16 protein-coding genes are annotated in these 22414 nt (G+C 54.6%); 4 read left to right on the plus strand and 12 right to left on the minus strand.

Features of this window, described 5'->3' with window-relative positions:
* Positions 1 to 40: 40 nt before the first annotated feature.
* Positions 41 to 1732 carry a gamma-glutamyltransferase gene (ggt, locus tag RIB44_18825; protein MEQ8618633.1) on the plus strand — a complete coding sequence of 564 codons (1692 nt, stop codon included), beginning with the start codon at positions 41 to 43 and terminating at the stop codon, positions 1730 to 1732.
* A 337-nt stretch (positions 1733 to 2069) separates the two neighbouring features.
* On the opposite strand, the gene RIB44_18830 is transcribed toward ggt, so the two are convergent.
* The 10 genes from RIB44_18830 to RIB44_18875 form a co-directional block, all read right to left on the minus strand.
* A complete protein-coding gene (locus tag RIB44_18830) occupies positions 2070 to 3785 on the minus strand; it encodes a Na+/H+ antiporter NhaC family protein (protein ID MEQ8618634.1) in 1716 nt (571 codons plus the stop codon).
* A 61-nt stretch (positions 3786 to 3846) separates the two neighbouring features.
* Entirely contained in the window at positions 3847 to 5895 is a 2049-nt protein-coding gene (locus tag RIB44_18835; GenBank protein MEQ8618635.1) for a serine hydrolase, read from the minus strand.
* Positions 5896 to 5911: 16 nt separating this feature from the next.
* The gene (locus RIB44_18840) at positions 5912 to 6934 is read right to left on the minus strand and encodes a dipeptide epimerase (GenBank protein MEQ8618636.1); all 1023 of its coding nucleotides are present in this window, start codon (positions 6932 to 6934) and stop codon (positions 5912 to 5914) included.
* A gap of 39 nt (positions 6935 to 6973) precedes the next feature.
* A complete protein-coding gene (locus RIB44_18845; GenBank protein ID MEQ8618637.1) occupies positions 6974 to 8035 on the minus strand; it encodes a DUF1611 domain-containing protein in 1062 nt (353 codons plus the stop codon).
* 233 nt (positions 8036 to 8268) lie between these two features.
* On the minus strand, positions 8269 to 9012 hold the full coding sequence (locus tag RIB44_18850; GenBank protein ID MEQ8618638.1) for a PEP-CTERM sorting domain-containing protein: 744 nt from the start codon (positions 9010 to 9012) through the stop codon (positions 8269 to 8271).
* 193 nt (positions 9013 to 9205) lie between these two features.
* Positions 9206 to 9625 carry a hypothetical protein gene (locus RIB44_18855; GenBank protein ID MEQ8618639.1) on the minus strand — a complete coding sequence of 140 codons (420 nt, stop codon included), beginning with the start codon at positions 9623 to 9625 and terminating at the stop codon, positions 9206 to 9208.
* Positions 9618 to 10724 (minus strand): DUF1559 domain-containing protein, encoded by a 1107-nt coding sequence (locus RIB44_18860; protein MEQ8618640.1) that lies wholly within the window; start codon positions 10722 to 10724, stop codon positions 9618 to 9620. The genes RIB44_18855 and RIB44_18860 overlap by 8 nt, the downstream gene beginning before the upstream one ends.
* A gap of 176 nt (positions 10725 to 10900) precedes the next feature.
* On the minus strand, positions 10901 to 12562 hold the full coding sequence (locus RIB44_18865) for a SpoIID/LytB domain-containing protein (protein ID MEQ8618641.1): 1662 nt from the start codon (positions 12560 to 12562) through the stop codon (positions 10901 to 10903).
* 132 nt (positions 12563 to 12694) lie between these two features.
* Positions 12695 to 13948, minus strand: coding sequence for a hypothetical protein (locus RIB44_18870; protein ID MEQ8618642.1), 1254 nt, complete (start codon positions 13946 to 13948; stop codon positions 12695 to 12697).
* A gap of 209 nt (positions 13949 to 14157) precedes the next feature.
* The gene (locus RIB44_18875) at positions 14158 to 15336 is read right to left on the minus strand and encodes a substrate-binding domain-containing protein (GenBank protein ID MEQ8618643.1); all 1179 of its coding nucleotides are present in this window, start codon (positions 15334 to 15336) and stop codon (positions 14158 to 14160) included.
* Between the two features lie 263 nt (positions 15337 to 15599).
* On the opposite strand from RIB44_18875, the gene RIB44_18880 reads away from it, so the two are divergent.
* On the plus strand, positions 15600 to 16688 hold the full coding sequence (locus tag RIB44_18880; GenBank protein ID MEQ8618644.1) for an anhydro-N-acetylmuramic acid kinase: 1089 nt from the start codon (positions 15600 to 15602) through the stop codon (positions 16686 to 16688).
* Positions 16689 to 16694: 6 nt separating this feature from the next.
* Here the strand turns inward: RIB44_18880 and RIB44_18885 are convergent, their stop codons facing one another.
* Together RIB44_18885 and murQ are read right to left on the minus strand one after the other, a co-directional pair.
* Entirely contained in the window at positions 16695 to 17675 is a 981-nt protein-coding gene (locus tag RIB44_18885; GenBank protein MEQ8618645.1) for a BadF/BadG/BcrA/BcrD ATPase family protein, read from the minus strand.
* A gap of 2 nt (positions 17676 to 17677) precedes the next feature.
* Complete coding sequence (murQ, locus tag RIB44_18890; GenBank protein ID MEQ8618646.1) at positions 17678 to 18577, minus strand: N-acetylmuramic acid 6-phosphate etherase; 900 nt, start codon at positions 18575 to 18577, stop codon at positions 17678 to 17680.
* A gap of 329 nt (positions 18578 to 18906) precedes the next feature.
* On the opposite strand from murQ, the gene nagB reads away from it, so the two are divergent.
* Both nagB and RIB44_18900 read left to right on the plus strand, forming a co-directional pair.
* A complete protein-coding gene (gene nagB, locus RIB44_18895; GenBank protein MEQ8618647.1) occupies positions 18907 to 20871 on the plus strand; it encodes a glucosamine-6-phosphate deaminase in 1965 nt (654 codons plus the stop codon).
* Between the two features lie 99 nt (positions 20872 to 20970).
* Positions 20971 to 22407, plus strand: coding sequence for a sodium:solute symporter (locus tag RIB44_18900; GenBank protein MEQ8618648.1), 1437 nt, complete (start codon positions 20971 to 20973; stop codon positions 22405 to 22407).
* Positions 22408 to 22414: the final 7 nt, after the last annotated feature.

Here is a 22414-nt window from a genome sequence, read left to right on the forward strand (position 1 = left end):
ACGAATTTGTTTCACTGTTTTACGCAAGTGAGTCTACGAGATGCGCAGCACCCTTTCGTCAATAACACTCTGCCTAGCGATTGTCGTTCTTGTCTCCCAACCAAGTTTAGCCGAGAGCGAACGTTGCGTCGTCGCGTCCGTTCAGCCGCTGGCTACCCAGGCTGGAGTCGCGGCGTTTGAGAGAGGCGGCAATGCCGTTGACGCGGCAATCGCCACGGCACTGACGCTGGGCGTTGTGGATACGCCCAACTCAGGTCTAGGAGGGGGCTGCTTCATTCTCATCCGCAAACCTGATGGCACGCTCCTGGCAATCGACGGGCGTGAAATGGCCCCTGCCGCTGCGACCAGAGACATGTACCTCGTCGATGGTAAAGTCGATACGCAACTTAGCGTGCGAGGGCCGCTCGCCGTCGGTGTCCCAGGCGCACTGGCCGCCTATGAACGAGCGATCAATCAATGCGGCACACAGTCCTTGGCGAGCTTGCTGCTGCCGGCAGCTAATATTGCTGAGGAAGGCTTTCCCATTGATCGCGTCTACGCCGGCAAGCTTGCGAGTAAGGCTTCCGAACTGGCGATGTTTTCAGGCAGTGCCGAAGTGTTGCTGAAGCCCGATGGCAGTCCTTTTCGGAGCGGGGAGACGCTCCGGCAAACTGACCTCGCCAACTCCTATCGACAGATTGCCGAACACGGCCCGGCTTGGTTCTACGAGGGCGAATTCGCCAAGGCTGTCGGAGATTGGATGGCCGAGAACGACGGGATTTTGACAGCCGCCGATTTCGCTGGCTACAAAACGGTCGAGCGCGAACCGATCGTCACCACTTACCGCGATTGGCAGATCGTCGGCTTCCCGCCACCCAGCTCCGGCGGAGTTCACGTCGCTCAGATTCTAAACATACTTGAGCACTACGACTTGAAGGCGGAGTTTGAGAAGGATCCGGTACGAGGAACCCATCTAGTTGTTGAGGCCATGAAACTGGCATTCGCCGATCGTGCATACTGGCTCGGTGATCCCGACTACGCCAAAGTTCCACGAGGTCTGGTTGAGAAGTCGTATGCGAAAGAACTGGCTGCGAAGATCGACCCAACGAAGGCTAGCGAAGTTCCTCAGCATGGCAATCCGCCCGACGCAAAGGCCTCCGTCTTCGAGCGACACACCACGCACATTGCTGCTGCGGATAGTGAAGGCTACTGGGTAGCAATCACCGCGACCATCAATACCTCGTTCGGATCGAAGGTGATCGTACCCGGTACGGGGATCGTACTGAACAATGAGATGGACGACTTCTCCAGCGCACCGGGCGTTGCCAACGCATTTGGTTTGATCGGCGCCGAGAACAACGCGGTTGCTGCTGGGAAGCGTCCCCTATCGAGCATGAGTCCGACCATCGTTCTGGACAAACAAGGGGAACCCGTGATGACACTTGGTGCCGCGGGCGGTCCGAAGATCATCACCCAAGTGCTCAACACAACGATCCGCACACTGGATCTAGAGCAAGACCTGTCCGACGCAGTTGCTGCGCCGAGGTTCCATCACCAATGGCGACCAGACCTAGTGCAGATCGAATCGACCTTGGAGCCAGAGATCGTTGCCGGATTGAAAGCAATGGGACATGAGATGAAAGTTCTCACCGCCAATGGCATTACACAAGCGATTGGTCTCGACGACGAGGGCAACTTCATCGGCGTGCACGATCCGCGCATCCCGGGGAAAGTCGGGTATGGGTCGCGATGAGTCGTCAGTAATCCTCTGAGTCTAGCCTGGAAAGACTACTCGAACGAGTAGTTAGAAGCTTTAGCTAGTAGCAAGGCTGAAACCATTACTAGCCCCGGGATTTATCCCGGGGGCTATGACAGTATTGGGGTAGTCGACCGCGTCAGACGATTTTTTTGTCAGCGGAGCATTGCCGCGGTCGAAATAAGCCGCCGTTGATTTCGGTCTCGTTTTAGTTCGGCCGCTTGGATGGCCGTGCTGCTCGACCGATGGTATGGCAGACTCAGATACCCCGGGATAAATCCCGGGGCTAACAAAATGTGAATACCAGAACTTAGTAGGCACTGGAAAAGATGAACTACTGTGCTGCTTCGGCGGCGACATTCTCCTCCGCCCGTTTCCCAACGAGAAAGACAAACGCCACCAACGCAGCCGCCTGCACCGGCAGCAGCATCCAGACGGAGACGCCCCATCCTAGCGGCAATGTGCCCAATAAAACGCTGACCGTACCGACGACGATTGCGTAAGGCATTTGAGTGACGACGTGAGCCACGTGATCGCAGGCGCAAGCTTGCGAGGACAGAATCGTCGTATCGGAGATGGGTGAACAGTGGTCACCAAAAATGGCGCCCGCGAGGACACCCCCCACCGAGGCAAGCAAGATTGGGTTTGTTGCCGCTGCTTCACCTCCACCAGCAATCAGGAGCGCGTGCGTGAGCGATATGACCATCGGCAGCAATAGCCCCATCGTGCCGTAGCTAGTTCCCGTAGCGAAGGATAACGCCGCTGCCAGTAGAAAGACGATCGTTGGTAGTAACTTGAGTGTTGTTGAAGTGGAGTCGGCCGTTCCTTCTTCAACTTGTTCCGTAGTACCGAGAATCTTCTTCGCGAGAAAATCACCCGTGTAAAGACGGTGGTCTTTGAATTCGTAGGGAGTCTCTGAGAGTTGCCCCTCGACGGATTTGCTTCCCGTAAGTTGGGAGAGTGCCGACGCACACCACAGGATGGCAATCGCGGGAAGGACAACCATGGCACCTTTGCCCGCGGCTTGAACCAATTGTCTCCAGTTCATCAAGCGTTGGCCGAGAGCCAGAACACCTGCACACACAAGGCCGACCAGCGCCCCGTATTGCAAACTCATGCTCGAGCTGGCCGCGCCGAGGATATCTCTTAGCTTGGCTGTTTCGAGGCCATTCTCTTCCGCCAAATTATGCCAGCCTGTGGAATACATCAGCCAGACGACAACACTCAGTGTAACGACGATTGGCAGCACCGCGTTGTACCAACGAGCGGGGACGTTTGCGGGCAGGTCGTCGAGAGCGATCTCTTCGCTGGCTCCATCCGGATTGTCGGGCTCTTCAACGGAGTCTTGATTTAGACGACGTCGCTCCGCACGCAGCATAGGACCAAAATCTCGCCCGGTGAGCGCGATCAGAGGCACAAGCACCAAGGACATCAGCACGTAGAAGCGATAGGGAATACTTCCTAGAAACAGGTCGATCGCGGTCCAGGTATTCTCGCCGCTGATGGTTTCGATCCCCTCGTTGACGTACTGGATTTCAATGGCTACCCAAGTCGAAAGCAGGGAGAGTCCAGCTACCGGAGCGGCGGTTGAATCCACCAGGTAAGCAAGTTTCTCACGCGAAATTTTCAGGCGATCGCAAAGCGGACGGAGAGTTCCTCCCAGGAGGATCGTATTCGCGTAGTCGTCAAAGAAGATCAGCATCCCTAACAACCAAGTTGTCAGTTGCCCTCCTCGACGCGTTTTCGCCAGCGGCGAGATCAGGTGGATAAAACCTTGCATGCCGCCACTACGGCAAATCACCCCGATCATCGCTCCCATGAGTAAGGTAAAGCTGAAAACCCGCAGCCGACCTTCGCTGACAAAGGTTGGCCACATGTGGACTTCGCACGTATCTTGAACTGCGGCAACCAAGTTGCCGCCAGTGGTCAGCAGAGCGCCGCAGAAAACCCCGGCAAACAAGGAAATCGCCGCCTTCCGTGTCACGATTGCCAGAATGATGGCAACGATCGGAGGAAGGAGGCTTAGCCAACCGTAGGGATGCGAATCCATGAGAGTCGATCAGTCGCGTTGTTGAAAAAGCCCGTTGTTGAAAAAGAGAGTCGAATCGCTCTCAAGGTTGCTTACTGGCAAGTTGTTTCCGTGCCCAGCGATAAAGGTTCTTCGAGTCCGTGTAACGGGCGTCCGTCGAAGTGGAACCGAGAACGACGACCATCAGTGACTTCCCGTCTTGGGTTTGTTCGGAAACCAGGCAGGAGCCAGCTGCGGAGGTCGTCCCCGTCTTTACGCCGCCAAAGCCCTCGATCTTGAGCAAGCGGTTCGTGTTGTTCCACTTCAAGTTTCGCTTATAGCCGCCCGGTCCAACGACCGTGCAGCCATGTTGCACGGTTCCCACATACTTTTTAAACAAAGGTTGCCGCATGGCACTGCTCGCGAGTTTTAGCAGGTCGACCGTCGAGGTATGATGCCCCGCGGCGGTTAAGCCATGCGTGTTTTTGAACTGCGAGTTGGTCATGCCCAGTTCTTTAGCGGTCTGATTCATGGCGGCAATGAATTGATCGAGCGGATCGTTGCTCGTTTCGCCGTCCGGGCTGACCCGGCTGCCAAAGTGTTCGGCCAGCGCTACCGAAGCATCATTTCCTGAAGGAAGTAGGAGTCCGTAAAGGAGTTCGTCAACGCTCAACTTTTCTCCTTGGCGAACTCTTGCGGAAGAACCGCTCGTTTCGTCAGCGCGCTTCGAGAAAGTGACTATCTCATTCAAGGCATCAGGGTTTTTGTCGATGAAGCTAGTGACAACGTAACCGGTCATGATCTTCGTTGTGCTGGCCATGTCCAACGGCTTCTCGGCTTGATGTCCCCAAAGTAACTCGCCCGTCTTTCCATCGCCGATGGCCCAGGCCTTGGCGGTTACGAAAGGAGGGCCTTTCAGGTCGTCGGCGGGCTGCTTTTCAATCTTTTGGGCGTTGATGACTTCCGGAGCACCTGGGTCATTCTCTTCGACCAGCGTTCCGAGTGCCTTCCAAGTTTCAGGACCGACGACTCCCTTTTCGCTCAGGTTGTTGGCCTCCTGGAATCGAATGACCGCCTGTTGGGTTGCGGGCCCGAAGTCGCCGTCGACGCCGATTGACTGATTAGCAGGGAGTTTCGAGTTGAGGGTCCGCTGCAAAGACTCGACTAACAGACCGTTGGCCCCAATCCGAAGAATCGGATCGCCGGAGTCTTTGACTTCTTTTCCTTGGTTGAAGAGGTCGTAAACCTCCTTCGCAATATAAGAGCAGAGCATATCGCCAGCGTTATCGGGTCCCCAACTCTTGTCCTCGTTCTTGTTAGTAAGCACGCAAAGCAGCATCGGGCCATGTGGGCCGACGATGATCCCCGCGTCGGTGCGTGAGCTGTTGACCGACCCGGTCTTGTGCATGACTTTTGCTTCCGGGGGAAGCAACTTGGGGAATTTCTCCGGATAGACGTCGTTGGACATTTGCTCAATCATCTGCTCGCTGGCCTTCTCGCTGACGAGCTTCTTCTCGTGGAGCGTTTCCAGCAGCTTGATCATTTCTGCTGCCGTTGTGCTCCCCAAGCCAAACTTGTTGCTACGCTCAGGGAAAATCGAGCTGTCACGCCGGTAGACCTTGGAATGGAGTTTTGTGTTTGGGCAGTCCAGCGACTCCATCAGTTTCGCGGTCGCTGGCAGGCCGACTTGATCGATTACCAAGTTGGTCGCGGTGTTGTCGGAATGCGACATCATCAAATGAATCACATTATTCAGGGAAAGCTCGGTGCCCCCCTCAAAGTGCTCAGTGAGGATGCCCGAACCGGGGACCTTATCTTCTTCCTTCATGGTGACACGTTTTTCGAGATCGAGTTCGCCCTCTTCGATCGCCTTGTAGGCAGCGATCATCAACGGGAATTTAATGAGGCTAGCCGTGGGCATTGGCTTCTCAGCCTGATGCTGAAAAGTGGCCCCTGACTTTAAGTCCTTGATCATGACGCCGACGTCTCCGTCATGGGCATCGATCAGCGGCTGAACTTTTTCCGCCAAAGCTTTGGAAAGTACGATGGAGTCTTCGTGATGCTTCGCATGGCACACGCTTGCAGCGACATACAGTAAAACGGCAAAGGAAACGCTGGCGACGAAACGGTTCGCAGATAGAGATATTTTCATCGTAGTTCTCGAAATTTTAGGAAAGCAAAGCCACCCCGTTGCCGGGCAGGTCGGGATAGAGGCAGGTGCCTCTCTCAACGACAACGCCGCTGGCGATATCCTTGGCAAGCAAAGCGGCACCATCCATGTCTACGTAATCCAGTAGGGGCAATAGTTGGGCTATCGCTGAGATGCCCACGGTCGATTCGGTCATGCACCCGACCATGACCTTCATGCCGAGTTCGCGCGCCTCGCGGATCATTCGCCGTGCAGGCGTCAATCCGCCGCACTTGACGAGCTTAATATTGATCGCGTGAAAGCTGCCTTCGCAGGCGGCGACATCTTCCTCGGTAATGCAGCTCTCGTCGGCCACCAATGGCAATGCCGATTCCTGATAGACTTTGCGCATGCCTTCGCGATCTTCGCGCGGCAAGGGTTGCTCAATGAACTCGACGCCGAGCTCGGCCAATTCGTGGGAGTACTCGATGGCCTGCTCTGCCTTCCAACCGCAGTTGGCATCGACTCGGAAGGTTGCCTCGGTATGCTTTCGTAGCTCTTTGACGATGTCTAAGTCGTAATCGGTCCCGAGTTTAATCTTGTAGATCGGCCAGTCGGGCACTTCCTTGAGCTTTGCGACCATGACTTCGACGGAGTCGATGCCGATCGTGAAGTTCGATTGGGGAATCTCCTCAGTCGAGAGTCCCCACAGTTGATAGACAGGCTGGCCCTGCTGTTTACCCCACAGGTCGTAAGCCGCTTGGTCGAGCGCACACAATGCGAAAGGACAATCTTGCAATTCCTTCGAAGCGACGGTCCACAGGCTCTCGGGAGATAGCTCGTCAATCGATTCGACAAGGCTCTTTACAGACTGAAGCGCGTCCTGCATGCGCTGGAGCGTCATGTCGTAGTAGGTATTGGTGGTCGCTTCACCAAATCCCGAGTGCGTGCCGTCGGAGAGCTCGACAATGAGCGTTGGCTGCACCTCGGTTGTTTCGCGAGAGATTGTAAACGCGTGTTTGAGTGGCAGCTCGAAGGTGTGCGTTAGGAGCTTGAGGGGCATGACTGGCTGATGCCGCTGCTGTTGTGCTTAGGAGTTTGACTACGTGGTTGCTAACTGAGGCTGCAACTGGGCCCTCAGTTTTTGCACGGCTTCGACTAACTCATCAGGACCGTGGCGAATGACATCGCAGACGGGCAAGCCCAGCTCATTGCGGACTCGCTCGCGCTCTGCCTCCGCTTCCTCGGCAGAAACCATGCGGCTATTCATCGCGACGCCAATCACCTGCGAGGGATGCATGAGGTTGGCGATCATTTCGTAGGTGTCGCGTAGCTTAGCCAGCGGCTGCAATGGGACTTGCTCCATGTGGCTCACGACCGTCCGGCCGACTTCGTAGCAAAGGATCATGCCGTGGGGGCGACAGCCGTGGAGCAGGCCCAGAGTGACGGCTGAGTACCGCGGGTGCGCGATACTTCCCTGCCCTTCGACAAACATCACTTCGTGATGCTGGTTGGCAAGGATGAGTTTCTCGACCGCACCGCTGAGAAAATCGGAGACCACCGTGTCGATGGGACAGCCTTCGCCTTCAACCAAGATGCCTGTCTGACCGGTGGCAACGAATTTTGCGTCGACCCCCTGACGTTTCATTGCGTTCGTCAGTTCCAGCGAGACCACCATCTTACCGATCGAGCAGTCTTGGCCCACGGTGTTGATGCGAAGGCAATCCTCGTTGACCTCGGACCAATTGGCGACCTCATGCTCGTCGTTCTTGCGAACGTCGACAAGACTCGCGCCGCTTTGCTGTGCCGCCGCCAGGAATTCTTTGTCTTCGGAAAGAAAATGATGCAGGCCAGAGATGACATCCATGCCTTTGGCGAGCGCTTCAAGGACGATCTTCCTCCAGGCTTCCGGCAACTTCCCGCCGGGAGGAGCGATGCCAATCATCAACGCGGTTGCCTCAGGCGCTTCTGCTAAGCCGGAGACGAAGGGCGTCTCTCCACCGACTTCGAGGACTTCAGCAGTTGTTTTGCTCGCCTGCGTCGAATCGAGCAAGGCGACGACTTCGTCCGCGCAGTAACGCAGCATGCAGACGGCCGTCTTGGCGGTGACGGGCTCGGAGTAGCCCTCCGTGAGGATAATTAATCGGCGAAGTTCGCTGCTCATCGATTCTCTTTATTATTCGTAAGAACACTAATGTAAGTTCGCGCCGTTGTCGTGCCCTCAGTCTATCGCTGACGCTGTTCGCTGAGAAGTTGTCGAGACTTCATCGACGTTCGTTTTCCAAACATAAAAACTTCCAAATAAAAAAGCCCCCCGGGTATTGCAAACCGTGGGGATTTGCAACTACCCGAGGGGTCTTGGAGGTATCGCTCAATTCGTCGCGAAACGAAATGTCACTAAGCTGTACGTCGGCGTGTGGTAATCAGAGCACAACCGGCGAAGCCTAAAAGCATCAATGAGGTTGGCTCAGGAATCGCCAACTCCCACATGACGCCTGCGAGACGTTGGGAAACGAAGGTATTGGCGTTAGCTGACATAGAGACTGTGTACGTCGTCCCAGATGTCAGTGGTACCGTGCCAAGTTTGAACCAAGAATTGTTTGCTCCACCGACGAAAGCTGGGCCGGGATCAAGGTCAGCTCCGGTGCCGCCATTGTTCTGATCCACGGCAAGAACAACTAGATCTGCACCATCGTTGGTGACCGTAAAATTCGAGCCGGCTGGGTTCACGTTCGTTGATGCGGGAAACGTGACATAAACATTGTAGAGGCCTGAGCCACCACCGACTTGCCCGCTCGCGGTTTCCGTGCCAAAGCCCGTCGTCGAGCCGAGTAGGGATCCAGCCGCTGGGAAGAAGTTGTCAGCATCAACGCCAGGTGTGTAAGACATGACGTAGGTGTCACCGGCAGTAGCGCCGTCGCCACCGAACAAACTATCGTGATCAGGAAGGCCCACAGCGGCACTAGGAATGCTTTCGGAAGCGGTTGTTGTGTCGCCGCCGAAACTGAAATTCGGATTGAGAGAGCCAGGAGTTGTGCCTCCGGCTGGATCAAGATCGACCGCTGCGGTGAAGGCGGCTTGAGCAACACCTCCGGCTAGAAGGACCGCACAAGCGGCCGTTAAACTTAGTATCTTCTTCATGAGAACTTACCCTCCGTATCAATGGTGAAAAGCAGGCAGCCAACGGGCTGCTGTTGAGTGAAAACGGGACCCTAATGCAAACTCTTTAAAACGGAAGCGAGATCCCTCCGCTTCACTATTATTATGCTAAAAACTGGCAACAGGATTGCCAATAAAATCAGCGCAGAATAGTGTCGTTTCTGCGCATAATTCGCTATTTCAGATCGAAATTGGCTTCCATCGGTTCTGTCTGATTACCGACGGTCGCCTTCAATCCTGATCTCTTGGGGTGCTGATACCTCGCAGGAACCGCGTTTGGGTCGGGCGGCGGCATCGGGTCGCCCTCTTTAAAGCCCTCAGGTAGGTTCGAGTCAGGCTGAATCACGACCGAGTAATCACCTGCCGGTAACTGAATCTCGTACTTCCCTCCATCGGAAAGAATGCCGTTGAGAGGACGGCCTCCTGTGCGAGGTAAGAAGCTAATCGCTCCTCCTGAAACGGGTCGCTCTTTGTAGGATACCATCCCCGTGACCGTGGTGGTCTCGACGGTTTCGCTACAGCCGGTGATGTTGGCAACAATCAAGCAACAACAGGCGATGCAGACGAGACCAGTGGAGTGCAAACTTCTACTCATTGACGACTTCACCACCGTTACGTGAGCCCAAGGCTAGCAATGTGTTGAGGTCCATCGAGTCCGAAAGAAAAGAGACGCTGGCATCACCACGAGAGAAGTTGACACCACCGGGGTGACGACTGGCAAAGGGAAGATCGTTCACCGAAATTACCTTCGGCGTTCCTGGTGCGATGTCAGGACGATCCCCAGCGTTGTTGTCGTGAAGTTTGTAAGCGCCAGTTAGCGGATCGTGGTTCAGTGGATAAAGGTCCGTAATGTTTTTACTTGCGAAGTGGGCTGTCGATGGCTGTGGGCCCTGGGGTTTCACGGCAGGCTGTCCGCGTTGTTGCCTTGGCAAGGTGCTGCCGGTCCAGTAGGCACCAATCATCCAAGCACGAATTTGGTAGGTACGCTCACCGATAAGCAAGGTATTGCTCAGTCCATCGGTTGCTTCGCGAAGTTCCACGCCATCGCCTTGGACAATCAATCCATCGTAGTTGTTGGGGCCGAAGAGATCATTCACATTTGCGGAGACGCAGTAGTGCTCGTTGTCTCGATCTGCGGGACAAACACCCGTGCGGGCAAAATAGGAGCCTGCCACGCCCGCATAACTCATCCCCTTGCGGTCCGCATTGCCGAATTTCTCTCTTTGTTCTGCGAGTGCAGGATCACTAGGGCAAAGATTCATTGGCGGCAAGAGCTTATTCAATTCATCCATGTCCGAGCTATAGGCGTCCGGATCACCATTCTGTGCTAGTTGTTGGTCATAAATTGCCAAGGCTTGCTGGCTGATAGCGCCTTGCTCTAAGTAGGGGAGAATAAGCACAGGCCAACCGAACCCACTACGCTGACTCTTCAGTGCATTTAATGAGGATGGTGGCAATTCACCGCGGGAAGATTCATAGTTGAGACACGACAGCCCGATGTTCTTGAGGTTGTTCGTGCAGCTTAACCGACGGGCCGTTTCACGGGCTGCTTGCACCGCTGGCAGAAGCAGGCCGACGAGCACGCCAATAATGGCGATCACGACCAAAAGCTCAACAAGCGTGAAGCCGAATTGAGTTCTATTACCTGGCGATTTTGAGCGCGATGACACGTGTTGACTGCGGGAGAGGCTCATAGGTGTCTCCAGAGGAAGAGCGGCAACTAGCGGAAAGCTGTATTGCCTCAACAAAACGGGAAAGCAAAAGCGCAGTTTGTCTGCTCTTTCACTAATCCCATGTTACGAATCCTGTCGAAAGAAGCCAAGCAAAATAAGCGCAAACTTATCTCGCCGAAGCGCAGTGAGGGGCTCGGTTATGCCGACAGCGTAGCTTGGTGTGCACACCGTTCGCGAGCGAGGAAAGCTATGGAGCAGGAGAAGATGAGAAGTAGGAACGCACGCGGCTCGGGTACCGCACTGGCTGCTGCCAATGAGTTGGACATCCCCAAGTTCTGCTGCCAAATGAGGAAATCGTCCCCATCAACCGTGCCGTCGGCGTTGGCATCCCCGTCGCTCACGGTCGCCCCGGTCAATTGGCCATAGCCACTTTCCCAAAAAACAAGGTCTGAACCGTTGACCGTGCCGTCACCGTTGAAGTCGCCCGGTATTGGCGGAGTGAAAACTGCTTGCGGGTCCCAGAACACATCGTCGAGATAAACCTGAGCATCACTGGAGCCGATCAGTTGAATCGAATCGATGGTAATATGCGTCGCGTCAATCTCGCCATCCGAGCCACCGACCCAAGCGTTCCACTCGCTCTCTTCTTCAAGAAACCATTCGTACTTGTGCCACTGGTTGTCGGCAATGACTGAGCGGAACTCACCTCTCTCCGTCGAACTGATATCGTTTGCCGAATTAGGATCGTCTATCGCCAGCGATACCGTCAGACCCGGGTCGTCGGTTTTCAACCAGAAGCCGATCGAACCAATGGACTCGACCTGGACATTGGAGATTCGCTGAGCCGCTCGATTACTCACGCTGTTGTCGTCATCGTAGCGGGCTCCCGAAATGTGGCGGAGCAGGAAGTCAGTACCAGAGGATTCATCGTAAGTAATGTCTAACAGTTGTGAATGAGTCCCACTAAACGCTTCCGCGCTCGAACGTGCCGCAGTGGATCCTGCAACGTTGGCAGATGTTGAACCGGAGAAGGTTGGTGAGCGATGAAAAGTGCCCTCATGGCCTGAAATGTTGCCGTCGGTTAGACCGCTGTAATCGTCGAAGTCAATCAAAGTCTTCAATCCATACTGCACACCCGTGCCGGCGGTCGTGGCTGTGCGAAGCTGAATGTCCGCTCCGTAGTAGTATTTGAGGATATCGAGGTAAGAGACGCTGTTGTCAGAAAGATAGTCCGCACCGTTTTGGCTCTTGGCTCCTCGGTTGGGCCAGTTGGGGTTGGAGACCGTGCCTTGGAATCCCAAGGGCGTCCCCATGTTGAATCCTGCATGGTCGCCACTGTCGTAGGTGTAGGTAACCCATTGCTCAGTGCTGGTCGGGTCGGAATCGCCTGGATCGACGATCACGCCAGGATTATTCACGTTGAACGGGCCACTGGGAATCGCTCCCGCAACGTAGAACGCGGCGACGAGTACGTCTCTCGGGGTTCCGTTATTGTCGTTATCACGAACCCAGAGGATCTCCCCCTCGGTTGCTTGCGCCGCCTGATGGTGAATCGAGCCTGGGCTGCCTGCGCAGCTGTAGACTTGATCGATGGTTCCATCGTTGATGAAACCTTTATTATCGATCTGAAAGTAAGCGTAGGTTCGAGCCGCAACGGCTTGTGCCTTGAGTGCCTCGAAGCTGGCCAGACCGTTTTCGCATTGGATGACACTAGGGACGTAGTCGCTCTCCGTGGGGACGTTCCCTGAGCCGGTCACGTTGATTGTGGGCAGTGCATTGAACTCCCCTTGGCCATGGACCCTGCCAACATCGCCAAGCGCGAGCAGAAGTAAGGCAACTGGAATGAGGAAAACTCGCATGGGCGTATTCTCGGATAACGGATCTCTGCGAGCAGCGGGGCTCGCCTGAGTGGTTGCAGATATGAAAAGGCCGTATCACGCGCTGCCCCGGGCGTGATACGGCTGAAGAAAATGAACTCGTTGAAAGGAAACTTAAGAACGTCGTCTTAAAGCTAACCCGATCGTGGCGATCAACATCCCAAGAACTGCCGAGGTTGGTTCCGGCACGGCTCCGACGCTGGCAAGAGAGTTCGGGTTGGTGCCGTACTGGGTTTGGAAAATACCTACGTCGTCGCTATTGATCGCCCCATCGCTGTTGGCATCGCCATCGACAAAGAGCGGGTCTAACGTGCCAAAGTTTTGCTGTAGGGTGAGAAAGTCATCACCATCAACCAAGTTGCTACCATCAAAGTCAGCGTTGTCAGTCCCGCCGACAACGAGGTCAATCAGGTCGAGGCTAATGTTGTCGACGACAGACTCATTGTTGCCCGTCACTCCCGAGGGACCGCCTATCCGCAAGCTATTGAATGGGTCGTAATCGAATGCGTCGGCGGCATTGCCATCTTGCGGCGAAATGGTCCAAGTCACCGATGAGTCAACGCCCGGCGTACCCACACCTTCGGTAGCCTCGCTATTCTTTAGGCCATCCCGGTATAAGTCGAGTTCCAAGGTTACAGTCGTTTCGGTAATTGTTGCCGAATAACGATGCCAACCAACGCCGATGTCGACAGGTGTTACTAATCCGTCTGGATTGGGCTCTGCAGAAGAATCGACGGTATCTAAGACCGGGTCGAGTGGGAAAAACTGCCAATTAGGCGATTGGATTAGAGGAGCACCGATAGTCGTTCCATCAAATAGAATAACGCGATAAGCGAAACCGGTTACGTCAGTAATTTCCGTACCATCGGTGGGGTCTGTCGTCGCTGCATTCCAATGGCCCAATTCAATAATGTTACTTGTTGTCGGCGTAAACAAGTTTCGGTCGTAGATGCTACGCAAACCAATCGACGCTCGCTTATTGCCGGCGGTATCGTCAAACATATCCCCCGAGAGGCGTACTGCTTGGGTGCTGCTGGGAACTACTTCGAACGAAGGCGTTAGGAAGTCATCGTCAGGGTCGTACTCGTTGATGTTATCCAGAATATTTACCGCTTTGCCATCAATGCCTGGTGGATTGTCATTGGGAGGGTCAATGGCGAGACCCGGATCTGGAATCAACAAGCCCTGAGTAGCGATCGTATTTTTTCCCGATCCGTCCTTCGGACGCCACACTGCTTCAAACGCACTTTGATTGGCGTAGCCATTGAAGTTTTCCGTAAGGATATTCGTATCAGCCATAGCCATCGGAACTGATCCCATCACGACTAATGCGGATAGGCATAGCAGGGCAGCATTTCTTAATTTCATGATCCTTGTTCCCCTCTGATTACATTACGGATAGCGCTCGTAGAAAAGGAAAGCCGTACCATCAGGACTTTCTTTGTGCAGTACTGCACAATTGCACGCCATGCGGCATCTACTTCTATCTCTATCCTACACAGTCCCAAGAGAATCGCGCGAAAATTGTGCGCAGTTTTTTATCGGGAAAGCGCATCCAAGCGACGCTTGTTTCGTTCTCAGCCAGCAAAAGTCTGCTTGCGGTAAGCCAATGGCGTCTTCCCTTCACGCTTTCGGAAGGCAACCCCAAAACGCGTAGCGTTGGCAAAGCCGCAGGCGGTGGCGATCTCGCTAATTGACATAGTCGTTTGCGACAGCAATTCGCGGCCTTTTTCGAGACGAACGCGGCGAATTTCCTCGGCGGGAGATCGGCCTAGATAGTTGCGAAATTGAATCTCAAGGCAGCGGCGTGATACAGGGATTTCGCGCAGGATGTCTTTCACGACGATGTCCTGAAAGGCATGAGCCCGGATGAAACGCAGGGCACGGACAACCGTCTCGTCGTCGATGGCGAGGATGTCCGTCGATTGGCGGCTGGTGACGCCCTTGGGAGGAATCAGCCGAGGCTCCTCAGAAACTTGCTCTCCCTGGCTCAGCCGATCTAAGAGGGCCATCGCTTCGTACCCGATGCGCTGTCCGGCAATGGCAATGCTGGAAAGCGGCGGGGTGGAAACGTCGCACATCAATTCATCGTTGTGGCCGGCTAGGATGGCGATCTCGTCGGGGACGCGTATTTCGCGAAGGTGGCAGATCTCAGCTAACTGCCGTCCCCGGTGGGCATCAACGGTGAGAATTCCAATCGGAAACTCAAGCGAGTCTAACCAGCTACTGACGCGTCGTTGCTGCTCGTCCCAACCAATTTTGCGACCCACTCGATAGCCAGGCTTGTACTCGTCGCAGGGAAAGCCTGCTTCACGGACGGCAGACATGAACTCTCGGCCCCGCTTCGTCGAGTACTCATGGCTTGGGGGAGCGAAGAAAGCGAAACGCTCGAACCCGCGGTCTCGCAAATGTTCCAGTGCGAGTTGGGCACGAATGGCGTCGTCCGTAACGACGTCATGAATCCCTTCTTGACCTTCGTAAAGCGTGTCGATGTTGATCGTCGGAAGTCCACGACGGCGAATGTGTTCAAGCTGCAACCGATTGCTGATTCGTGCAATGATGCCGTCGCCACACCACTTGTCTGGTAAACTCGAACGTAGCTCGTGATCACGCGGATCGATGAGAAGGTGCCAATGGCCGTAGGTTTGTGCGTAGTCGGCTATCCCTCGAATGACGCTAGCTTCCCAACTCCCCTCGGTTTCAATTAGAACCGCGACTTGTCGGACTTGGCGTTTTGGAGAATCAGTTTCGGGCATAGCTGGCGAAGGGAGAGAGAAGCCGAAGTTCATCAAACTATGACCAGTATAAACAAGCCTTGCGCGAATTCGAGAGGAATAATCCGTATTCGTTAAACGAACTTATCTCTTATTTGCGCATGATAATAGCGTTTTTTCTTGTTATTTAGGGCATGGATGCACCGGTTGAGACTCTTCAAGGTCGTCGCTATCCTGAGTCGAGGTCATCAAGCAACGATTCACTTTTGGCCCCATTCTCCCGTTCTCCAGCATTGGCAGTTTCTATGAGCACACGATTGAAGCAGAAAGTTGCCGTCGGGCTCATGAGCGGGACCTCAGGAGATGGCGTCGATGCCGCGCTGCTTAGCACGGATGGTGATAGCAAGATTGCATTCTATGGTGGGCTAACACACTCGTTCGACGAAGATCTACGAAGCCGACTGCTCGAAGCCTCGCAGCACGATGTGCCGACTTCGGAATTGCTGCGATTGGAGAAAGACATCAGTCTGCATCACTGCGAAGCAGTGCGCATGCTCCTCGATCAGCACAAGAAGGAAGCAAAAAAAGTAGAAGTGATCGGCTTTCACGGGCACACGATTCGCCATATGCCTAGTGAAGGGATCACAATGCAGATCGGTAACCCTTGGCTCCTAGCCCGGGATTTTGGTCTGCCCGTCATCAACGATTTTCGCCGTTGCGACATGGCTGCCAACGGGCATGGCGCACCCTTGGTAGCGCTCTTCCATCGCGCATTGTTTCTCAACGAGCCACATCCATTGGTCGTGTTGAATCTTGGTGGGGTTGCAAACGTCACCTGGTTGGGAGCCAACGACGAAATCATCGCCGGAGATACTGGTCCCGGATGTGGGCTTCTCGATGAGTGGGCACAAGCGATGGCCGATCTGCCTCACGACCGCGATGGTCAGCTTTCTTCTACGGGAACGCCTCACCAAGAAACCGTTGAGAAGTCACTAGAAGCAGAGTTTTTTCAAAGACCACTGCCGAAAGCAGCTGATCGATATGACTTCGACCATGTTGACGTTTCGCGACTCAGCGTAAACGACGGAGCCGCTACCCTTTGTGCGGTTACGGCGGAGGCGGTGTATCGAGCAGTCAAGGAACTCCCGTGTATGCCGGAAAAGGTTTGGGCGACCGGAGGAGGAACTCATCATCCAATTTTGATGAAGATGTTGGCCGATCGGTTCGGCAGCATCAGCAATGTTGATGAGATGGGGCTCAACCCAGACACGCTTGAAGCGGAGTGCTTCGCGTGGTTGGCTGTCCGTCATCAGCAGGGTTTGCCTTTGACAATTCCCGAGGTCACCGGTTGCGACAAGCCTGTTGTTGGTGGCGTCGAAGCGAATTTCCGATAAGAACGCTTAATCGGAGCTTTCAAGGTTCTTACGGGCTAGCTCCAAACAACCAACGACCGGATCAGTCACGATCTTCAGCGGGTTCGGTTCAACCGCTGAATCGTCAAGCTTCCTCAGCATCGATTTACGGATCGGCTCACTCCCGCAAAGCACTCCGCCGGCTAGTGCGAGAGGAAAGCTACTGCCTAGGGATAGTTTCTCCGCTGTCGTCTCGGCGAGCTTCGCAAGGGACGTTGCGGCTTGATCAACAATCCCAAGGGCCACCTCATCGTTGCTTTCCGCTGCCACGCTGACTTCACGCGCAAGGCTGGCAATGGCATAGCGGGTTTGGTTTTCCGATGAGAGCGCTTCGAGCAGTTTTCTTGGATCGCTTGCGCCAACTTGTTTAAGAATTGCGTCGGTCAGAATCGTTTCACCCCCGCGACCATCATGGGCTTGAGCTACTGCGCGTAGGGCCTCTTGTCCTATCGAAAACGCGCTCCCTTCGTCCCCAAACCAGTACCCCCAGCCCCCGGTAATGATCGTGCTGTCCTCAGTACTTCTGCCAATCGCAACCGAACCGGTCCCGGAGATGAGAGCAACCCCAGAGCCTGCGGGCGTGCCGGCGGAGAGGACTGCTTGTGCATCGTGAATGATTTCAAGCTTTTGGGCGATTTCTTGCCGCTCTACCCAGAGCGAGATCTGCTGCTGAACGCTTTCTAGTCCTGCTCCAGAGAGGGCAAACACTGCGAAATCGACGCTTCGCGGAGAGAAGGGCGAATCTTTCCACGCCTGGAGAATCGCCGCTTGCAGATTCGCGGTTGCCTCGGAGAGGCCAACGGCCATGACATTAGAAGTGCCGGCTCGACCACGTCCTATGATGGACATGTCTTCTCCGGGCCTAATCAGCGCCAGCCAAGCGACGGTCTTGGTGCCTCCGCCATCAACGCCTAGGACGATCAGCGACTGAGTCTCGTCAAGCTCGCTGCGAGTCGGTTCCTGAGACACAGTCACTTGTGCCCGTTTTGCAAGGCATTACGGAGATGTCCCCGAGCAGCCGCCAGATGTTTCCTCGCGGTCTCGGGGTCTTGATCGAGGCGATGACTGACGATGGCCGTTTTCAGTTCACCATCGCAGCGATCCAACAGCTCCTTCGCTTCCTCGGAAGTTAGATCTGTCAAATCACAAACGATGCGTTTCATCCGCTCGGTTAGCTTCGTATTGGTTGCCTGCAGATCAACCATGAGATTGCCATAGGTCTTACCGAGGCAAACCATTGCTCCCGTTGAGAGCATGTTGAGAACCATCTTCGTGGCGGTTCCCGCTTTCATGCGTGTTGATCCGCTCAAAACTTCAGGACCGACGACTGGAGTGATGCTAAGGTCAGCACGCGCGGTGAGCGCTCCGTCTTGGTTGCAGCTAAAACCAATCGTATAAGCTCCTTGGCTTCGTGCGTAATCCAAGCCGCCGATCACGTACGGAGTTCGCCCGCTGGATGCGATTCCAACAACAACGTCCTGGCTGCAGAGATCAATTTTCCGCAAGTCTTCGGCTGCGAGGTCGGGAGAATCTTCAGCTCCTTCGACCGCTTTTAGCATGGCACCTGGGCCGCCCGCGATGATTCCAACCACCTGTGAAGGGTCTGCATTGAAGGTGGGAGGACATTCCGCCGCGTCGAGGATACCAAGTCTGCCAGAGGTTCCGGCCCCGATGTAAACCAATCGTCCCCCATGTTGCAATCGATTGGCGATCACCTCGATTCCTTTGGCAATCGCCGGCGCTTGTTCGCCTACGGCAGCCGCGATCTTGGCATCTTCGGAATTGATCAATTCAACGATCGCGGCAGGACTTAATCCGTCCAACCGTTCCGAAGCCGGGTTCCTTGACTCAGTGGTGAGGTTTTCCAACATGCCCCCATTCTAGTATGAGCCTTGGTATCGAGACAGATTTACTGCGCGAAAGAGAGAAACAACTGCGCTGAGCTTTCTCCAAGATTCCTCACCGCGCCACTAGCCTAGAGCGTAGAGCGGTTATCATTAGTCATCGGCGTTCAAGCTATCTTTCTCGACCAAACAGATGTGCCTAGGACAAGCTAGAGTCATCCACGAGGCGTGCGACAGCCCCTTCAATTCCCGTTCAGCAGCAATCGTTAAATCATTTTTGGGTTCTTCGATCTCTACAGTAGGTCCTGATGAGTACCCCATTAACGTCATTCATCGAAGCTAGGATTCAGTAAGCAATGAGCACAGCGGAATACTCCACAGATCGACTTCTCTTTAACGAAGGTGCCGAGCTGGAGAAGATTTCTTGCCACGTCTTTCAAAACGCTAAAAACGCCAGCACTTACGTAGCTGCTCAAATTGCCGACCTTATTAGGAGTAGGACGGAACAAGGGGAGATGTGCGTACTGGGTCTTGCAACTGGCAGTACCCCGGTTTCTGTCTATGACGAATTGGTTCGGCTTCATCAGGAGGAAGGCCTTAGCTTTCGGAACGTCATCACGTTCAATCTAGATGAGTATTTCCCAATGCAGCCTGAAGAGCTGCAGAGTTACGTTCGCTTTATGAACGAGCATCTCTTTGATCGGGTTGATATTCAGAAAGAGAACGCACACGTTCCTGATGGAACACTCGATGAATCGGAAGTGGCCGACTACTGTCGCGACTACGAACAAGCGATCATTGACGCAGGCGGCATCGACATTCAACTATTAGGCATCGGACGCACGGGGCATATCGGCTTCAACGAGCCGGGTTCGGGGCGTGAAAGCCGCACGCGTCTCATTACGCTCGATAAGGTGACTCGTCGTGACGCAGCCAGCGACTTCTTCGGGGAAGAGCATGTTCCGAAACGGGCCATCACGATGGGCGTGGGGACGATTCTCGAAGCACGGCAGATTTATCTGCTCGCTTTTGGTGAAGGGAAAGCGCCGGTTGTTGCCCAAGCGATCGAGGGTGAGGTTTCTAAGTCCATCGCGGCCAGCTTTCTGCAGGAACATGCCAATGCCAAAATCGTTCTCGACGACGCGGCCGCTGAGCAGCTCACCCGCTACCGTTGTCCATGGGTGCTGGGTCCTTGCGATTGGGACGAGGCCCTGATACGCAAGGCCGTCATTTGGCTCTCACAACATTTGCAAAAGCCGATCCTCAAGCTGACGGTCGAAGATTACAACGAAGAGGACCTGCAAGAACTGTTGGCAAAGTATGGCACGGCCTACGATATCAATCTAAAGGTGTTCCGTCATCTGCAGTCGACAATTACGGGTTGGCCGGGTGGCAAACCGGCTCATGCGCGTCTGCCCGGTGATCGTCCGCGCGAACATGACGATATCTTTCCGAAGCGAGTGCTGGTCTTCTCGCCGCATCCCGACGACGACGTGATCTCAATGGGAGGCACGCTTGGCCGGCTGGCTGACCAGGGGCACGAGGTGCATGTTGCCTATCAGACTTCAGGCAACATTGCCGTCTTCGACGACGATGTCCGTCGCCAAGCCGACCTGATTTCTGACTTCAAAGATGCTTTCGAAATCCCCGACGAAAAGGTCAGCGAAATACTCAACGGGATTCAAGAGGCGTTGGCAAACAAGTCGCCTGGGCAAGTCGACAGTGATGCTGTTCAAGAAGTGAAAGGCCTGATCCGTAGAGGTGAGGCGCGTGCAGGGGCACGAGTTTGCGGGGTCCCTGCCGAGCGACTTCACTTTCTTGACATGCCGTTTTACGAGACGGGTCGCGTTCGCAAGAAACCGCTTGGCGAGGAAGATATTCAAATCATTGTGAACTTGTTGCAAGAACTGAAGCCGCACCAAGTTTACGCAGCAGGCGACTTGTCCGATCCTCACGGCACGCACCGAACTTGCCTGAAGGCAATCTTACAGGCGTGCGATCGCGTGCAGCAGGAATCGTGGTACGAGGTGTGCGATGTCTGGCTTTACCGTGGCGCTTGGCAAGAGTGGAGTCCGCACCAGATCGAAATGTCGGTTCCACTAAGCCCGGACGAGATGCTCCGTAAACGCAACGCGATCTTCAAGCACGAATCGCAGAAAGACCGCGCCCTTTTCCCTGGCCCTGACCCGCGAGAGTTCTGGCAACGGGCTGAAGATCGAAACCACAAAACGGCACATGTTTACGACGCGTTGGGACTAGCCGAGTATGAAGCGATTGAAGGCTTCGTTCGTTGGAAGGGCGACTTGGACGCGTTGGTATAGTAGCAACCCTGGACTTAGCTCAGCCGTCCCGACTCTGACCTTATCCGGATACTTTTCGCCATTCAAACCGTCGACTCGGTCATCGTTGTTCTTTACCTCTTGGGCGCCCTCGGCCTGGGGCTCTGGGTAGGGCGCGGTCAGAAGAGTACGGTTGACTACTTCTTGGGCGGTAGGTCGCTCCCCTGGTGGGCGTTGTTGCTTTCGATCGTTGCTACCGAGACCAGCACAGTGACGTTTCTTAGCGTCCCAGGGTTCGTTTTCGCCGCGGGTGGCGATATGACCTTCCTGCAAATCACCTTCGGCTACGTTGTTGGCCGAATCCTGGTCGCCTATCTCCTCTTGCCGCTCTTTTTTCGTGGTGAACTGTTCACCTCTTACGAGGTGCTCGAAACCCGCTTTGGCACCGCGACCCGCCGTGCGACTTCGCTCCTCTTCTTGATCACGCGAAACGTCAGCGACGCGCTCCGGCTCTATCTCTCGGCACTTGCCATGCGAGAGGCGATCGGTCTGGATTTTACGACCTGCGTCGTGGGCCTTGGCATCATTACTATCGCCTACACTTTCTTTGGAGGGATGAAGTCCGTCGTCTGGAACGATTGTGTCCAGTTCGTTATCTATATGCTGGGTGCCTTCATTGCGCTGCTTGTGATCCGCAATCAACTTCCAGGCGGCTGGGAGCAGCTTTGGAAGTTTGGCCAGGATAGCAATCGCTTACGAGTGTTTGATTTCGATTTCGATCTCACGAAGAAAACGATGACGTTTTGGGCCGGACTGGTTGGTGGGCTCTTCTTAACGGCTGCCACGCACGGCACTGACCAAATGATGGTCCAGCGCTATTTGTCTGCCAAGTCAGAACGCTCCGCGGGTCTGGCGATCATCATGAGCGGCGTGCTTGTTATGGCACAGTTTGCATTGTTCCTATTCATCGGAGCAGCGCTCGCTTGTTTCTACCAAGAGTTTCCCGTTAGTGAGCAGTTCGGCGACAAAGGGAACGACCGTGTGTTTGCATACTTTATCGTTAATAACTTGCCGGTTGGGCTGGTTGGTTTGACCATTGCGGCCGTACTAGCTGCAACGATGTCGACACTCTCCAGTTCACTGAACTCTTCGGCCACGGCGTTCATTAACGATATTTATCTTCCTTTGAGAAAGAACGAGTTGAATGCTGTACAGCAGTTTAAGCTTGGACAACTCTCCACGGCGGTCTTTGGTGTATTACAAATCATTATCGCCCTGCTAAGTGAAGAGTACGGAGCAACACAGAATACGGTAGGTAAAGTACTTTCAGTAGCAGGGTTTGCGCTAGGTCCTATGTTAGGGATGTACTTTCTAGCTGTACTTACCCAGCGCGTGACACAGGTCCCCGCTCTGCTTGGCTTCGCTTGTGGAATCTATGTCTTGGTTTGCGTGACCTATATTGCTAGCGTCCACTGGGCGTGGTTCTCTGCGATCGGCGCAGTTTCAACATTGCTTTACGGGCTGATGTTTAGCTTTCTAATCGACAAGTCTCCCTCGGACTCGTTGCAAGGTAACTAGAGGATGC

The sequence above is a fragment of the Lacipirellulaceae bacterium genome, from assembly GCA_040218535.1.
Classification (GTDB): Bacteria; Planctomycetota; Planctomycetia; order Pirellulales; family Lacipirellulaceae; genus Adhaeretor.

Excerpts from the sequence above, each read along its gene's own strand:
- ggt (MEQ8618633.1), top strand. The coding sequence starts at position 41 with ATGCGCAGCACCCTTTCGTCAATAACACTCTGCCTAGCGATTGTCGTT.
- RIB44_18830 (MEQ8618634.1), bottom strand. The coding sequence starts at position 3,785 with ATGGATTCGCATCCCTACGGTTGGCTAAGCCTCCTTCCTCCGATCGTT.
- RIB44_18835 (MEQ8618635.1), bottom strand. The coding sequence starts at position 5,895 with ATGAAAATATCTCTATCTGCGAACCGTTTCGTCGCCAGCGTTTCCTTT.
- RIB44_18840 (MEQ8618636.1), bottom strand. The coding sequence starts at position 6,934 with ATGCCCCTCAAGCTCCTAACGCACACCTTCGAGCTGCCACTCAAACAC.
- RIB44_18845 (MEQ8618637.1), bottom strand. The coding sequence starts at position 8,035 with ATGAGCAGCGAACTTCGCCGATTAATTATCCTCACGGAGGGCTACTCC.
- RIB44_18850 (MEQ8618638.1), bottom strand. The coding sequence starts at position 9,012 with ATGAAGAAGATACTAAGTTTAACGGCCGCTTGTGCGGTCCTTCTAGCC.
- RIB44_18855 (MEQ8618639.1), bottom strand. The coding sequence starts at position 9,625 with ATGAGTAGAAGTTTGCACTCCACTGGTCTCGTCTGCATCGCCTGTTGT.
- RIB44_18860 (MEQ8618640.1), bottom strand. The coding sequence starts at position 10,724 with ATGAGCCTCTCCCGCAGTCAACACGTGTCATCGCGCTCAAAATCGCCA.
- RIB44_18865 (MEQ8618641.1), bottom strand. The coding sequence starts at position 12,562 with ATGCGAGTTTTCCTCATTCCAGTTGCCTTACTTCTGCTCGCGCTTGGC.
- RIB44_18870 (MEQ8618642.1), bottom strand. The coding sequence starts at position 13,948 with ATGAAATTAAGAAATGCTGCCCTGCTATGCCTATCCGCATTAGTCGTG.
- RIB44_18875 (MEQ8618643.1), bottom strand. The coding sequence starts at position 15,336 with ATGCCCGAAACTGATTCTCCAAAACGCCAAGTCCGACAAGTCGCGGTT.
- RIB44_18880 (MEQ8618644.1), top strand. The coding sequence starts at position 15,600 with ATGAGCACACGATTGAAGCAGAAAGTTGCCGTCGGGCTCATGAGCGGG.
- murQ (MEQ8618646.1), bottom strand. The coding sequence starts at position 18,577 with ATGTTGGAAAACCTCACCACTGAGTCAAGGAACCCGGCTTCGGAACGG.
- nagB (MEQ8618647.1), top strand. The coding sequence starts at position 18,907 with ATGAGCACAGCGGAATACTCCACAGATCGACTTCTCTTTAACGAAGGT.